14 protein-coding genes are annotated in these 14,344 nt (G+C 60.6%); 1 reads left to right on the top strand and 13 read right to left on the bottom strand.

All coding sequences use genetic code 11. From position 1 onward, the window contains the following. Positions 1-316 precede the first annotated feature (316 nt). The gene (locus QSV46_RS06230) at positions 317-871 is read left to right on the top strand and encodes a MarR family winged helix-turn-helix transcriptional regulator (protein WP_314948049.1); all 555 of its coding nucleotides are present in this window, start codon (positions 317-319) and stop codon (positions 869-871) included. Between the two features lie 69 nt (positions 872-940). Here QSV46_RS06230 and QSV46_RS06235 read toward each other — a convergent pair whose 3' ends face one another. From QSV46_RS06235 to cofE, 13 genes are all read right to left on the bottom strand, one after another. Continuing rightward, complete coding sequence (locus tag QSV46_RS06235) at positions 941-1,996, bottom strand: dienelactone hydrolase family protein (protein ID WP_314948052.1); 1,056 nt, start codon at positions 1,994-1,996, stop codon at positions 941-943. A gap of 520 nt (positions 1,997-2,516) precedes the next feature. Then, on the bottom strand, positions 2,517-3,449 hold the full coding sequence (locus QSV46_RS06240; RefSeq protein ID WP_314948055.1) for a 3-keto-5-aminohexanoate cleavage protein: 933 nt from the start codon (positions 3,447-3,449) through the stop codon (positions 2,517-2,519). A 169-nt stretch (positions 3,450-3,618) separates the two neighbouring features. After that, positions 3,619-4,497: an SMP-30/gluconolactonase/LRE family protein gene (locus QSV46_RS06245; protein ID WP_314948056.1), complete on the bottom strand. Its 879-nt coding sequence runs from the start codon at positions 4,495-4,497 to the stop codon at positions 3,619-3,621. Positions 4,498-4,518: 21 nt separating this feature from the next. Further along, positions 4,519-5,307 carry an SDR family oxidoreductase gene (locus QSV46_RS06250; protein ID WP_314948059.1) on the bottom strand — a complete coding sequence of 263 codons (789 nt, stop codon included), beginning with the start codon at positions 5,305-5,307 and terminating at the stop codon, positions 4,519-4,521. Further along, positions 5,304-6,044: a GntR family transcriptional regulator gene (locus QSV46_RS06255; protein ID WP_314948061.1), complete on the bottom strand. Its 741-nt coding sequence runs from the start codon at positions 6,042-6,044 to the stop codon at positions 5,304-5,306. Before QSV46_RS06255 ends, QSV46_RS06250 begins: the two co-directional genes overlap by 4 nt. Before the next feature lie 215 nt (positions 6,045-6,259). Further along, the gene (locus QSV46_RS06260) at positions 6,260-7,174 is read right to left on the bottom strand and encodes a DUF1028 domain-containing protein (RefSeq protein WP_314948063.1); all 915 of its coding nucleotides are present in this window, start codon (positions 7,172-7,174) and stop codon (positions 6,260-6,262) included. 2 nt (positions 7,175-7,176) lie between these two features. Continuing rightward, the gene (locus tag QSV46_RS06265) at positions 7,177-7,962 is read right to left on the bottom strand and encodes an alpha/beta fold hydrolase (RefSeq protein ID WP_314948066.1); all 786 of its coding nucleotides are present in this window, start codon (positions 7,960-7,962) and stop codon (positions 7,177-7,179) included. 233 nt (positions 7,963-8,195) lie between these two features. Further along, positions 8,196-8,705, bottom strand: coding sequence for a YybH family protein (locus QSV46_RS06270; RefSeq protein WP_314948068.1), 510 nt, complete (start codon positions 8,703-8,705; stop codon positions 8,196-8,198). A gap of 48 nt (positions 8,706-8,753) precedes the next feature. After that, positions 8,754-9,182, bottom strand: a complete 429-nt coding sequence (locus QSV46_RS06275; protein ID WP_314948070.1) for a hypothetical protein — start codon at positions 9,180-9,182, stop codon at positions 8,754-8,756. 116 nt (positions 9,183-9,298) lie between these two features. Beyond that, complete coding sequence (gene cofH / locus QSV46_RS06280) at positions 9,299-11,755, bottom strand: 5-amino-6-(D-ribitylamino)uracil--L-tyrosine 4-hydroxyphenyl transferase CofH (RefSeq protein ID WP_314948072.1); 2,457 nt, start codon at positions 11,753-11,755, stop codon at positions 9,299-9,301. Between the two features lie 12 nt (positions 11,756-11,767). Further along, the gene (cofC, locus tag QSV46_RS06285; RefSeq protein ID WP_314948074.1) at positions 11,768-12,535 is read right to left on the bottom strand and encodes a 2-phospho-L-lactate guanylyltransferase; all 768 of its coding nucleotides are present in this window, start codon (positions 12,533-12,535) and stop codon (positions 11,768-11,770) included. Then, positions 12,522-13,541, bottom strand: a complete 1,020-nt coding sequence (cofD, locus tag QSV46_RS06290; RefSeq protein WP_314948076.1) for a 2-phospho-L-lactate transferase — start codon at positions 13,539-13,541, stop codon at positions 12,522-12,524. The genes cofC and cofD overlap by 14 nt, the downstream gene beginning before the upstream one ends. Continuing rightward, the gene (cofE, locus tag QSV46_RS06295) at positions 13,538-14,302 is read right to left on the bottom strand and encodes a coenzyme F420-0:L-glutamate ligase (RefSeq protein ID WP_314949240.1); all 765 of its coding nucleotides are present in this window, start codon (positions 14,300-14,302) and stop codon (positions 13,538-13,540) included. The genes cofD and cofE overlap by 4 nt, the downstream gene beginning before the upstream one ends. Positions 14,303-14,344 lie beyond the last annotated feature (42 nt).

The raw sequence follows: 14,344 nt of genomic DNA on the forward strand, positions 1-14,344 counted from the left end.
TGCGGCGGCCCTTTTGGGGGCGGTCACCGGAGAATGATCCTAAGTTCACGACTGCTGCTTCTCGTCTCGCGCGCTTCGACGTCTTCGCCACGCGCGAATGTGATCGATCTGCTTGACGTGCGACCGAGGGTCGGCCTCCGTCACAGCCTGAATATTATATAAGTTACTTATATATTCAACTGATATAAGCTACGGAAGCTTTAGATCGGGAGAGAGTCGTGACATTCGAGCAACACCCGCCGCATCCCTATGATGATTGCCGTGTCTTTCGAACCGGGTTAGGTAAGTTAGCGAACTAATGAAGAGGAGGTCTCGGATGACGCCCCGAGATACGACCCGGCAGCAGCCCTCGCCCAGTGCGAAAGGTCAAAGGACAAGCAAACAGACCGCTTCGTCGGACCGAATCATAGGAGAAGTCGGTTGGGACATCGCGGCCATCAATGTGCATTTGGAGGACATCCGGCGTACCTGGGCAAAGGCGCTTGGCGTCAGCGGCCCTCAATGGCTGATCCTGATGGCGATTGCCGATCTGGATCAGGGAGCGGGCGTGTCCGTCGGGGATGTGTCTGCGAAGATCAACGTCCGCTCACCGTTCGTGACAGCAGAGACCAAGATGCTGGAAAAAGGGGGCTTCGTATCTCGCACCGCCTCTCCGGCGGATGGCCGGGTCGTTTTAATGTCGCTGACCGAAAAGGCACGTAAGGCGATTACAAGCCTTGCAGCCAAGCGCAGAAAGCTTGATGAGGCGATCTTTGCAGATCTCGGCCACGAAAGACTGGAAGATTTCAGAGAAGTGCTTTCGACCATCAAGCGCAGGATGGAGAAAGCGGCCCTTCAGCTCGAGCTGGATGCAAGCAAGCCTGACGTGTGAGCAACGGAGCACTGGAGCTCGCCCTTTGGTTGGAGCGCGAGAGCCATTGATTCCAATCGTATTCGCGCTCTAGGCCCTCGATGCAGTGCGAGTGTCGTCGATTGCGATCTGCAGAGGGTTCTTCACGCAGCTTTTTCGCGATGGAATGGTAAGCGTCTCTTTTTTGCGATCCAGGCGCAGCTGGTCAGTTAGCCAATCGAATATAAACTGCCGACCGATGCTAGGATTGTCGAGTTGCCGGTGCGATGACCCGGTCTCCTCTTCCTTGAAAATCTTCAGGTCCATCGGCACGCCGGCTGCGCGGCAGTGCTCGTGCAGGGCAGTGATATCCTCCTCCTTGGCGTAGTCATGCTCACCCATGACGACCAAGCACGGACACTTGATTTGGCGCGCAAGCTTGTAGGGCGGCGATAATCTTGTGCCTGAACCGAACAAGCTGGCAGCGACATACCTCTGCTCGACATCATCCCAAAATCCTCCGTCGCAAACGGCGGCCGCCAACGTCGTTTCGGTTGCTGCCACGCGCGTGGCAAGAGCTCCTCCAAGACCATCACCGATCAAGGCGATTCGCCTCGCATCGACGTCATCGCGGCTCAGCAAATAGTCCAGCCAGCAGCGTAGGACCATACTTTGATGATGGACATGTCGATCCTGAAAGCACTCCATCTCTTGCGGCAAGTCGAGGACGAGCAACGACACGCCGCTCGCAATCGCGTGAGACTGAAATCTCACCAACAGGTCTTCCTTGGTATCTCTCTCATGTCCGATGGCCACGATCACCGGAGACCTGCGAGGCGCGGCGGATGAACGAATGAGATAGCCTTGGAGCAGATTGCTCCCGACGCAGATCTCCAGCACTTCTCCACGCGGAGACAACAGCTCCAGGAAGGCAGTGGCACATGATTGGGCAATGTGAGACAGTTCGATAATTCTCGGATCGCCCGAAACAAGAAAGGCGGCCGCCGCGCGATAATAGTTCAAGGCGCGCAGCCATTCGTTCGCTGCCGTCGCAGAGTGGCCATTTGCGCTCGATAGGCGCGCGCGCCTTGCGATACGATCCGCTAAGGCCCGCCACTCACTAATCCAGCTCTCGTCATCGCCGACTACGATCTTGCCTGCAACCATGAGGCACTCGGACACGAAGCTTGCGCCCTCTTGGGCATCTCCCAGCAGGCGTCTCAACTGGGTGCTCTCCACCTCATAATCCGGCCAGTGGGTCCAGCCGCCCGCGCCATATCTGGGTGAGCAGTGGACGCTTTTCGGCTGCCTCGGCATCAACCTGCCCCTCCCTATTAAGCCGCACAGAACGCCTCTGTTCTTGGCGGTTGATCACCTTTTTCGTCCGGGCGCTGAAGCGACACTTCACGATGTGTCATATGCTGCAGCGCGCTTACAATGTCATTCGCGGTTATTATCAGACCGGAAAACACGACCATGAGACCACTTGGCCGGATCGAACCGCCGTTGGCTTTCGTGTTCGGATGCTCGGCTAATGTCAGTTACGGCATCCTACGTGCACACGGGTAGTCGACTGGACGCGATCAAGCAGCGATACTGCTTCACGGGACTCGTTCACGGGTCACTCGCTTTTCTCCTGAGCTGGAGCGTCCTTTATCGCGTTCGACTTGCCGAGCAGATCGTTCGATTAGAAGCCAACATCGCTGGTTCCTTTCAGCTTCAGCATTGCGCGAGCCTCCTCGGGCGTGGCCGCCTCCAAGCCTATTCCTTTCAGGATCGCGCGGGCCAGTCTCACTTGCTCCGCGCTGGAGGCGGCGAGCTTGCCGGGCCCTGCCCAAAGACTGTCCTCGAGTCCCACGCGGATATTGCCGCCCATCGCGGCGGCCATGGCGCCTACGCGCATCTGCGCGGCGCCGGCGCCGAGCACCGACCAGACATAATCGTTGCCGAACAGCCGCTCGGCCGTGCGGCGCATGGTGGCGATGTCCTCGTAATGCGCGCCGATCCCGCCGAGCAGGCCGAAGACGGACTGGATGAAGAACGGTGGCCGGACGAGGCCGCGGTCGACAAAATGCTTCAGATTATAGAGATGGCCGACATCGTAGCACTCGAATTCAAATCGCGTGCCACCCGGCACGCAGACCGCGAGGACCTGCTCGATCTCTGCGAAGGTGTTGCGGAAAACGAGGTTGCGTGAAGACTCCAGGTGCTCGCGTTCCCACTGGTGGGTGAACTCGTGATAGCGCTCGAGCATCGGGAACAGACCGAAATTGAAGGAGCCCATATTGAGTGAGGCGAGCTCGGGCCGGAAATGCCGGGCGGGCTCTACGCGTTCGGCAACCGTCATGAATGGGCTGCCACCGGTCGTAATATTGATCACGGCCTGCGACCTGCGGCTCAACTCCGGCAGAATCTTCGCAAATCCCTCGACCGATTGGTCCGGCTGACCAGTCTTGGGGTTGCGTGCATGCACATGCAAAATCGCAGCTCCCGCTTCGGCAGCTCGCACTCCCTCTTCGATGATCTCCTCCGCCGTCACCGGAAGATGCTCGGACATTGAAGGCGTGTGGATCGCGCCGGTCAGCGCGCACGTGAGAATGACTTTGCCGGTCTTGGCCATCTAAAATCTCCTGAGCAATCGGTAATGGTAGGGGCGGCCGCGGTCTTTTCGCCTTTGAAGGTCTATCGCCCGCAAGCGGCAGGACAGTTGCCAGGATCAGGAGTGCCACCGCGCTTTTTCGTACCGTGGAGCTCTCTCGCCTGCGCTTTGTGAAGCAGCTTTTGGCGGTTCAGCTCCCGAACCGCGGCTCCGGGATTCCATTGACGCCAAGCCCCTTGATGGCAAATAGGGCCCCGCGCTGCTGCCCATCATCGGGAAACCGCGGCAGGGGCGGCTTCGCCATGGAAGTTACGTACAGAATGTCGAGGTTAGGGCCACCGAACATCACGCTGGTCACCTTGCGTACTGGCATCTCGATAATGCGCTCAACGCTGCCGTCGGGCGCGTAGCGCACGAGCTTTCCGTCGTAGACGAGCGCCTGCCAAAGGAACCCTTCTGCATCAACGGTGGCGCCGTCCGCAGCACCGCCGTTTGAGCGATCCACTGGCGCGAAACGGCGCCGCTTCGTGGCCGCACCAGTCTCGATGTCATAGTCGTAGGCCCAGATCTCTCCCGTCCAGGTGTCGGCGAAATAGAAGGTCCGGTCGTCCGGGCTCCAGCACGGGCCATTGGAGACGATGATCTTCTCGTCCAGGATGTGCAGCGAGAGATCGGGATCGAGCCGGTAGAGGCGGCCGGAGGCTTCGTCCTCCAGCATATCCATGGAGCCGAACAGGAAACGCCCGCGGCGATCGACCTTGCCGTCGTTCAGCCGATTGCGCGGAAGATGTGTCTCGGGTGCCGCGATCAGCTTCAGCTCGCCGCTCTCCAGATCGAGATCATGCACGCCCGATTGCAGCGCGACCAGCGCATGCGTACCCTCGCGACGCAGCGCCATCGAGCCGATCTTCGCCCCGACATCCCAGGCGCGAAGCTCGCGTCCATCTTCTGTCGCGCGAAAAACGCGGCCATCGATGCTGTCTATCCAGTACAGACGCTGCTGCTCCGCGTCCCAAAGCGGGCCTTCGCCAAGCGTCGTCTTCAGATCCGCCACGATCTCGATCTTCAAGTCATCCCCCGTTCTTACGGTTCACAGGTATTCCACGTTCCCGTCAATGCTGATCGCCTGGCCGGTCACATTGCGTCCACCTGGCGAGCAGAGAAATAGGGCCATCGCCGCAACGTCCTCGGCCGTCACCATGCGACGCAGCGAGATCTTCTCGAGGTATTCCTGGCGCATTGCCTCGTAGCTGGTATGGAGCTGCTCGGCGCGCGCGCGGATCACGCCTTCCATGCGGGGGCCCTCGACGATTCCGGGCAAAAGCGCGTTGACGCGGATGTCGTCGGGACCGAGTTCGGCGGCAAGCGATTTGACGAGCCCGACAATGGCCCATTTCGTTGCGGCGTACGGGGTGCGCCAGGCGTAGCCGAGCCGGCCGGCAACGGAGGCCATGCAGAGAATTTGCCCATAGCGCGATTGGCGAAGCATCGGGACCGCATGATGGGCGAAGCGGTACTGCGCGTTGAGATTGATATCGATCGTTTGCTGCCAGTCGAACTCTGCAACGGTATCGATTCCGCCGGTTGGTCCGGCAATGCCTGCATTGTTGATGAGCACGTCGAGCCCTCGCCAACGCGCAGCCTGCGCGAGAAAGACGGCGGCGACGGCCTCGTGATCCGACACGTCGGCCTTTGTGGCAAGCACCTTTGGATTCCGATCGCGGAAGGCTGCAAGCGCATTGTCGTTGATGTCGCAGATATGCACATGCGCACCTGCCTCAATGAAAGCATCGGCAAGCGCGGCGCCAATGCCGGACGCGCCTGCCGAGATCAGGACGCGCAGCTCGGGATGAGGCACAAGACGCTGCAGCACGCTCATGCCGGTATACCTCCCCGCCTGCGTCTCGGAACAGCCACGGAGCGCTCCCTGCTCGCTTTGTCGAGAATGCGAGACAGACAATTGGCGGCCTGCATGATGTCGTCGGTCACGGCGGCGCGGGCGGCGGGGGCATCGCGGTCCAAGAGAGCATCGAGGATCTGGCGGTGTGCGTCCATGGAACGCTGCAGGTGGACAGCATCGAGCGCAACGAGCACGAAGCAGGGACCAATGAGCAGCCAAAAATTCTCGACGGCACCGAGAATCATCGGCGCGTGCGCGATCTGGTAGATCCGCCGGTGAAAGGCGAAGTTGGTCCATAGATAAGCGGGCCCGTCGACTGCATCAGCGGCTGCCTGAAGCCGACGGTAGAGGTGCGTTACCTCGGCATCATTTACGCGCGTCATACGCGAGGCTGCGCGCTCGGCCAGCAGCCCTTCGAGCGCCACGCGTGCATCGCGCACATCCCGCAGCTGCACCTCGGACAGCTGCCCAACGCTCAGCCGCGCCGAACCGCTGAATTCGAACGCGCCGTCGGCTTGCAAGCGGCGAAGCGCCTCGCGTACCGGCATCGGGCTTGAGCCCAGCGCCTCGGCGAGGCCGCGGGTCATCAGCCTCTGACCCGGCGCAAAGCGACCGGCCATCAGGCCGTCTCTCAAATGGCGGTAAACCTGATCCGCCATCGAGCCCCGGGCAACGGGCGGCAATGGCAGCAAGGCAACGGGATTGCTCGTCTCCAAATTTCCCTCCATATATGAGATATGTGATCACAATGTGAAAAAGCCGTCAAGGGGCGTTGAAGGGCGTGTCTGTCTGGACTATCGAGATTCTGAATCGCGCGGTGTGGCAGTGGCGTTGTGTTGTCGACCGGCTCGGATTGAGCGTGATGCGTGCAGGCCGCCGGGCCCCTTCGGCAGTAAAGTGCCGCAAACAGAAGGCAAGATCGTTGGGCTTTTCACGCACCGAGGAATTCATGCGATGACAGCTGGAGGATGCCGACTGCGTGCAGGCCGTCCATGAGGGTCCGGTACTGCGGTCGCGCCGCGACGATGGCGGCAACGAGTCTCTTCCCTTGGGCAATCTCGCCGGCACGTATCAGCAGCACGCCCTTCCAGAAGGTTGGCTCGGGGTCAGCGCCGATCAATCCTTGAGCGTCCGTGAGCATGCGTAGTGCCTCTGCAAGCCGCGGACCTGTCGCTGCCGCTTCGCGCGAGAGCAGCCCGGGTGTGAAGACAGACGCACCGAAAATCGTGTGTGCCTGAGAGAGCTTGGCGAGCCTGCGCAATTCGGCGAGCGGATCAGGATGGTCGTCAACTCGCACGTCGATGAGGCGGTTAGCCCAAGGCGCTGGACCGGCGTCTGCGGATACCACGAGAAGTGCAGCCGACATCCGGCCACGGGCGTCCCCCCCCGTGGCCTCACCTGCGTCCATCGCCGCGAGCATACGATCGACGAGTGGGCCGGCAGCATTCTCGTACGCTGCCAGCATGGCAGGAACGACGCCGTCGCTGGCGAGCATATTTCCCAACACCACAACGTTATTGGCCTCGAGCTGACCGCGGTGGGGAACACAGCGATCGCCAGTGAACATGGCTTTGCCGCCGGCGGCATCGAGGAAGGCGACCTGGCGCAGTTCTCGCTCCGCGTCTTTTGCGAGCAGACTCGTGAGCGCCGTCGCTGCCGATGCGCCGCAGGCCATGAGATCCAGCCCATTCGGCCCGTAAGCTGGATCAACGAAGGACTGGGTCGCAACGGCACCAACGCCGGCTCGTGCAAACGTCACAACGCGCCCGAGGGCAAAATAATGCGACTGGCTGGCCACACCCAATTCGCCGGTGATCGGGTCTCTGGCGACAATTGAGTATGTCATCTTCAGAACTCCACGCGCTTGAGGTGCGCCTTGATCGCAGCGATCAAAGCGGGCGGATCCTCCAGCATCGGCAAATGACCGATGCCTGGCAGGACAACGTGCGGAGCATGCAGCGAGGCTGCCATTTCTGCGCCGGCCGCGGGAGTGCAGGTAAGATCGAACTCGCCGGTCAGAACCGTCACGGGACAGCTGACGCTAGCCACCTGTGCGCGGATATCGGCCGCGCATGCCGCTCGCCACACGCGACGGACGTCGTCCTTTCCGTTCGGATTGCGCAGCGCCATGGTCTTGGCCACCACTTCGGCAGACGCGTTTGGGCCCAGCGCATATTTCGGCAGGATGAGCTCGAACATCTCGGTGACGGTGTGATGTTCGAGGGTGGATAGCACCGCTGCATTGTCAGGATCTCGCGAGTAGAGCTGACTGCCTACCGCAACAACCGAGATGACCCGTTTGGGTTCGGCGGCGGCGAGATAGAGCGAAATCGCTCCACCGAGCGAACCGCCGATGGCGTGGAAGCGGTCGACGCCCGCCCGGTCGACGGCGTCGATGCAGTCCTGCGCCCAGCGCGCAAGGTCGTACTGTTCGGCCGGCGGCGAGTCACCAAATCCACGCATGTCAGGGACGATCGTGAACCGGTCGGCGAACGCCGGTACGATCTCGGCCCACGCCGCGCCCTGAAGATTGATGGGATGCACGAACAGGATTGGCGGCCTGCTCGCATTGGTCTCGCCATGGTAAGAGACGGCAATCGTACCAACCGGTCGCTTGATCGTGAGCCGCCTCATGAATCCTCCTCGGGCACGGTGTCCTGAACGGCCGAAAGGACGCTCAATTTTTGGATCGCTCTTCGATTCCAGCCAAGCTCAAGCATCGAAAGTCCGTCCGCTTCCGGGCGGGCACGTCGGACAGCAACTTCAGCTGGAAGATCGGCTCTGTATGTTTTGCAGCACCGGCGGGATCAGTCCGTCCCGCCGGAAGTAGGATGCGCTGCCAGCCCCGACAGGGCGCTCGCTTTCGGTTACGGCTTTTGATCGTCCGTGACAGAGAAGCTCTTGCCGAAACTGGGGGGCAGATAGCCCACACCGCGGCTGGCATAGCTATCGCCGAACGGCTGCCGAATCTTATCCTGCGGCGCCATCTCCGAGCAGTGGAAGTGCCAGATCTTCCACTCCGGCTTTCCCTCCCCGTCATTGCGCACGTAGATCTCGGTGCTGCGCAAATACTGGTCCGGTTTCTCGACGGTCTCGAAATTGCCTTCGCAAAGCAGGTAAGCCATGTCGCCATGGACATCCAGACGCCAGATGTGCATGACCGCAGGCTTGTATCGTGGCGTGTCCTTGAACCACTCCCAAAAGGCGGTCAGTTCTTCCCGGCCGAAATATGGATCACCGCTGAGGTTGAAATTCAAGAACGTGGCGCCACTCGGAAAGCAAGCTCGCATCAAGGGGATATCCCACTTGTAATTGGCGGCCCACCAGTCGCGGTGCACTTTCAAAATGGCTGCTCGGTCTTCATCTATAGTCGGCATGAATGCTCCTGGGTGGTGTGGTCGTGAAATTGGTCGCTGGGGACCCCCTCAGATTGGCGACCTCATCGGCCTCTGGTCTAATAACCAGGGCAGATTCTCCTGCTTGCTGGATCCGCTTTCGCGGCCTTGGCCACCGGTAGGCTCTCTGGACAGCAGTTCTGCGCGGTTCAGGTGAGTGCGGGCCCCGAAAAATGCGAAATCGCGGGAGCTAAAGCGGGACGATGCTCCTGCTCCTCGTGATCGACTGATATCGATCACGCCAAGGGTGCACTGGGATGGCGCGCAAGGCAGGGCCACCAACTCAAAGGCGGCGGAACGGTTGACCCAATGAGCCTTGCGGCACAGCGCGTCGACCGCCCGGATCAAGCTTGAGCGGAGTGCCACGCCCAACAACAGCGCGAAGCGCCGGCCGACCGAAACGTGTTGGGCGATCAACGCCCGGCCGAAAGCGTGCGCTGGTGCGATGATGCAGCTCACTCCGGGCTTCCTCCTATATCTAAGATATGTGATCACAAATCAAAATCTGCGTCAAGCTTTCCGCGACGACGCATCTCGGCATCATTTGGAGTTCGCTTGGGACGTCCGCGCTCTCGCTACGTCATTTCAAGAGCAGGGGGCCCTGGGGCGCCTCCCCCACGGCGATGGTCGTCCAGTCCAGTAACAATCGGTTTGAGCTCTGGCGGATTCAGCGAGGCGAGATAACGATCATCAGCAACATCGCCATAGAGTGTCGTACGTTGGCGCGGCAGGCGCGCCATCGCACGGATGAGATCTTCCATTTGCTTTGGAGCCATCTCGTGGCCGTGCTGGGCACCGGCTGAACGCGAGATCGTCTCGTCCATGAGCGTGCCGCCGAGATCGTTCACGCCAGCCTCAAGGCAGGCGCGAACGCCTTTTTCGCCGAGCTTCACCCAAGACGTCTGGATGTTGGAGATCTTCGTGTGGAAGACAAGCCGTCCGATCGCATGCATGAGAACGACCTCGCGGAAGGTCGGCCCCTTGCGCGATCGCCCTTTCAAGTAGATCGGGGCTTCCATGTGGACGAACGGCAATGGGACAAACTCAGTGAAGCCACCGGTCTCGGCCTGAACATCCCGGATGCGCAACAGATGTCTTGCCCAATGCTCGTAACGGTCAACATGGCCGAACATGATCGTTGCGGTGCTGCGCAATCCCGTTCTATGGGCCGCTGCCATGATCTGCAGCCATTGCGCGGTGTTGATCTTGTCGGGACACAGAATCGCGCGCACCTCGTCATCCAGGACTTCTGCAGCAGTCCCGGGCAATGTGCCAAGACCGGCGTCCTTCAACTCGCGCAGAAACTCATCAACCGAACTCCCGAGCGTCTTGGCGCCCTGGAACACCTCGAGCGGCGAGAACGCATGGATATGCATGTCGGGCGTGGCCTGCTTTACGGACCGGCAAATCTCAAGATACTTCGCGCCGGTGTAGGCGGGATGGATGCCGCCTTGCATGCAGACCTCGGTGGCGCCGCGCTCCCAGGCTTCGCGGGCGCGCCGCTCGATCTCATCCATCGAAATATCGTAGGGCCGCCCGCGCAAGTTCTCGGCGAGTTTCCCCTTCGAGAACGCGCAGAACTGGCACCTGAAGTAGCAGATATTGGTGTAGTTGATGTTGCGGTTGACGACATAGCTAACGGCATCGCCATTGACGGAGCGGCGCAGCTCATCGGCAGCGCGGCACACGGCCGAGAAATCGCGCTCCTCGGCCTCGAACAGCGACACGATCTCTGCTTCTTCGAGTCGTGTCCCAGATTGAGCCTTTGCGATAATTCTTCGAAACCTGCCGTTTAAGACCGCGGGCAAGTTGGCTTCTTCACGCAGCATCGCCAGCTCTCCGGCAGGCGGATCGCACCTCGTTCCAGGGCACCATTCGTCCCGACGCGGCCAGCCATTTCCGTCGACAAGGTCGAGCAGGCTCTTCTGCAGCGATGTGTCAGTCCAGCGTGCATACTGACGCGCATAGGCCGGATAGACTGCGAGGCGTTCGACGAGCGTCTTGCTGCATTCAGCGGTGGACTCGGAAAGACGTGCGAGATGCGGCCAAGGCGCCTCGGGATTGACATGGTCCGGTGTCACCGGGGATACGCCGCCCCAATCATTGATGCCAGCGGCCAAGATCATGTCCAGTACGCCCGGGCTGAGATTGGGCGGCGCCTGGATGTTCATATCAGACCGGAACAGCAATCGCGTGAGCGCAATGGTCCACAGATGGTCTTCCATTGTTGGCGCCAGCGCGTGCCTCATGCGGGTATCCGGCTTCGGCCTGAAGTTCTGGATAATAACTTCCTGAATGTGCCCGTAGCGTTCGTCCAGATTGCGCAATGCAAGCAGCGAGGAGATGCGCTCAAGCGGCGTCTCGCCAATACCGACCAGCAATCCGGTCGTGAAGGGCACAGAGAGCTGGCCAGCGAGTTCAATCGTCCGCAGCCGCTTTGCAGGGTCCTTGTCAGGTGAACCGAAATGCGGTCCCCCGGGCTCGCACAGCCTTGCGGAGGCGCTCTCGAGCATGATCCCTTGCGAGATGGAGACTTTGCGCAAGGCCGCGATGTCATCAGCCTCCATCAGGCCTGGATTGAGATGCGGCAACAGGCCTGTCTCGCGGAAAACCACGCGCGCGGCTTCCTCGAGGTAAGCGAGGGTCGATGCAAAGCCCATCTCGTGCAGTTCACGTTCGGCCAGGCGGTAGCGCAGCTCAGGCTTGTCGCCGAGCGTAAACAGCGCCTCCTTGCAGCCGGCCTCACGACCGGCAAGCGCGATCTCCAGCACCTCATCCATGGTGAGGTAGGCGCGCTGCCCTTTTTCGGGAGGATGGGCGAATGTGCAGTAGTGGCAGACATCCCGGCATAATTGCGTAAGCGGAATGAAGACCTTGCGCGAGTAGGAGATCTTTCTGCCGTGGGCCTCATCCCGCTTTGATGCCGCCATCCGCATGAGATCGTGAAGGGACACGTCGCTAACGAGAGACAGGGCCTCGGAAGCGGAAATGTCGCTTTGTCTCAGCGATTCCAGGAACATCCGATCCACCATTCTCAGAACTCCTCACGCTCCCCGCAGTCCGGCGGAGCTCTTCCCATTTTGGGCAACCAGTTTCGAGCAAACCTCGGGCGCCGCATCGACGCTTGTGCGCCCGCTGTGGCCGGCGCTTTCCCCGAGCAGCCTTTGCCCCAGATCGATCGAACGCAAATAGCGATCGGTGGCTGTGGTCGTGTTCAGGTCAAGAAAATCAAAGAGATCGGCGGGAGCATCGAGATCAAGCCCAATCCTTGCATTGCGGCACAAGATGGGCTCGATGCCGAGGCGCTCGGCTGCAGCGATGTGGCGGGCAAAGCTGTCGGGGCCGAAACACGGCTGTAATGGTCGGGCCAAGGTGAACGCAAGCGCGTTTGTGCCGCCATCGCGCGGCGCCGGCACGATCACCACGGCGTCGCCTTGTGCGGCTTGAAGAAGCGTCGAAACGTCCTCGCTCAAGATTGCCGGAACATCGCTCGGCAGAACGAGGATGAGTTCGCCTCCACGACTTTCGATGGCGGCGAGCCCGGCTGCCACTGCAGCATTTGTTCCGTCCGCTCCGCCGTCATCAATCACGACAGCCCCTACACGAGTGGCCTCTTGAGCGACGTCCTCAGCACTGGTGACCACAGCGACATGGTTCAATTTCATCACGCCGCATGCCGCGCTCAGAACGTCGGCCAGCATCGATCGGGCCAACAGGGCGCGCTCGGATGGCGTCAGCAAGGGCGAGAGCCGCTGCTTCGCGCACGAGAACGATTTTGCCGGGATGATCACCCATGCATCACGTCTTGTCATGATGCGCCTCGCTTCGAAGGGGCCTGATCCGCCGTTTGTGCGTTGCGCGAAGGCTATCGCCGAAGGCAAGCGCATGCTCGGCGAGCGTGATCTTCGACTGCAAGTCTGTCATGAGCGTAGGTACTGGGTGTACATCGACCCCGAGGTCGCCCGCCCCTGCGGCATCGGTGATGTCTATGACGAGGCCATCGAGCAGCCCTGCATAATGTCTGGAAATCTCCGCATTTGACGGCTCGAGGCCAAGTTCGTCCATTATCTTGCGCGTTGGCCCTTTGATTGCCTGACCGCCGATAATTGGGGAAATGGCCACAACGGGAACGCTGGTCGCACGCAGCTTTTCGGCCATCCCAGGAACAGCTAGGATCGGATCGACGCTGAGATAGGGATTGGAAGGGCATATGATGATAAGATGGAGATCCTCGGCATCGAGTGACGCAACCACCTCCTCGCTCAGGCAAGCGTCTTGCGCTCCGCTGAACCGGATCTGCTTGACAACCGGTTCGCAGCGACGTCCGACAAAATAGCGCTGGAATTCGAGTTCGCCTTCCGTGCTGTCGACCATGGTGGAAAGCTTGTCGTTGGTGACAGGCAGCACGGCTGAACGAATACCGAGCTGGCGCGCAATATCGATGCAGATGGCTGTGAGACTTTCACCGCTTAACCGACGGCGGGTCCGCTCCACATGCATCGCCATGTCGCGATCGCCGAGCAAGAACCAGGTCTCGCCGCCGATTTGCTTCAAAGCGTCCATGAAGTTCCATGTCTCATCGGATCGGCCCCAACCGCGCTGCGGGTCGCTGAGACCTGCGAGCGTATAAAGAACTGTGTCCAGGTCAGGCGAGATATGGAGTCCGAGATGCTCGAAATCATCGGCCACATTGACGACCACGGTCAGTCTCTCTCCGAGCACGTGCTGCAATCCAACAGCAAGCTTTGCTCCTCCGACGCCGCCGCAGAGTGCCACTACGCGGCCTTCTGTCGGCACAAACTGTGACCGCCCGTTCATCTGAACATGTCCCGTTCTTTCGCACGCAGCAGCGCGGACGCCGAATTGATTGGGGCGCGAGAGGAGAATCCACGGACATGGATGACCGGTTGGCCTTCGGCCGCTTGTCCCATCACGAGCGAGGCGGCGGCTGCCAGCTCATCCGCCACGGCGACCTCCGTCACCTGCATGGGCCGCCCGAACAGATCGGGCTTGCCGATCATGTTCTGAAGGGCAGGAAGACCAGCACTTCCGAGCGCCACGCCAACAACGCCGTTGCGCCAGGGACGCCCGAAGCTGTCGTTTATGATGACGCCGATATCGACACCGAAACGCCGATCGAGGCCGGCCTTGAGGCGCTGGCAGCTATCATCCGGATCTTCCGGCAGCAACAACACGCGATGGCCGCGATCCTGCTCGATGTTGGATTCATCTATGCCGGCATTCGCCATCACGAAGCCAAGGCGGTGGGCAACGATGATCACGTTCTGCCTTGCGCGGAGGACCTCGGTGGATTCCGAGAGCACTACCTCAATGTGCCGGGGATCCTTGCCGACCATCTTCGCAAGCTCGATAGCGCGGTCCGAAGGGTTCACGTCGTCAAGATAGACGTACCTGTTTTCGGCCTTCGACACGATTTTTTGTGCGATGACAAAGATGTCGCCTGACGCGACGGCGATTTCCGCGCTCCTGACGCCGGCCGCGATGACGCCAACCAGATCGTCGCCCGGGCCCATCAAAGGAATTCCGGGAAGGGCGGTGTATGTGATGCTCCTCGTCATCGCGAGCTCTTCCTTCCTTCGGCGCCCATGTCCAGGATTTTT

Source organism: Bradyrhizobium cosmicum (genome assembly GCF_032290525.1).
GTDB classification, from domain to species: domain Bacteria; phylum Pseudomonadota; class Alphaproteobacteria; order Rhizobiales; family Xanthobacteraceae; genus Bradyrhizobium; species Bradyrhizobium cosmicum_A.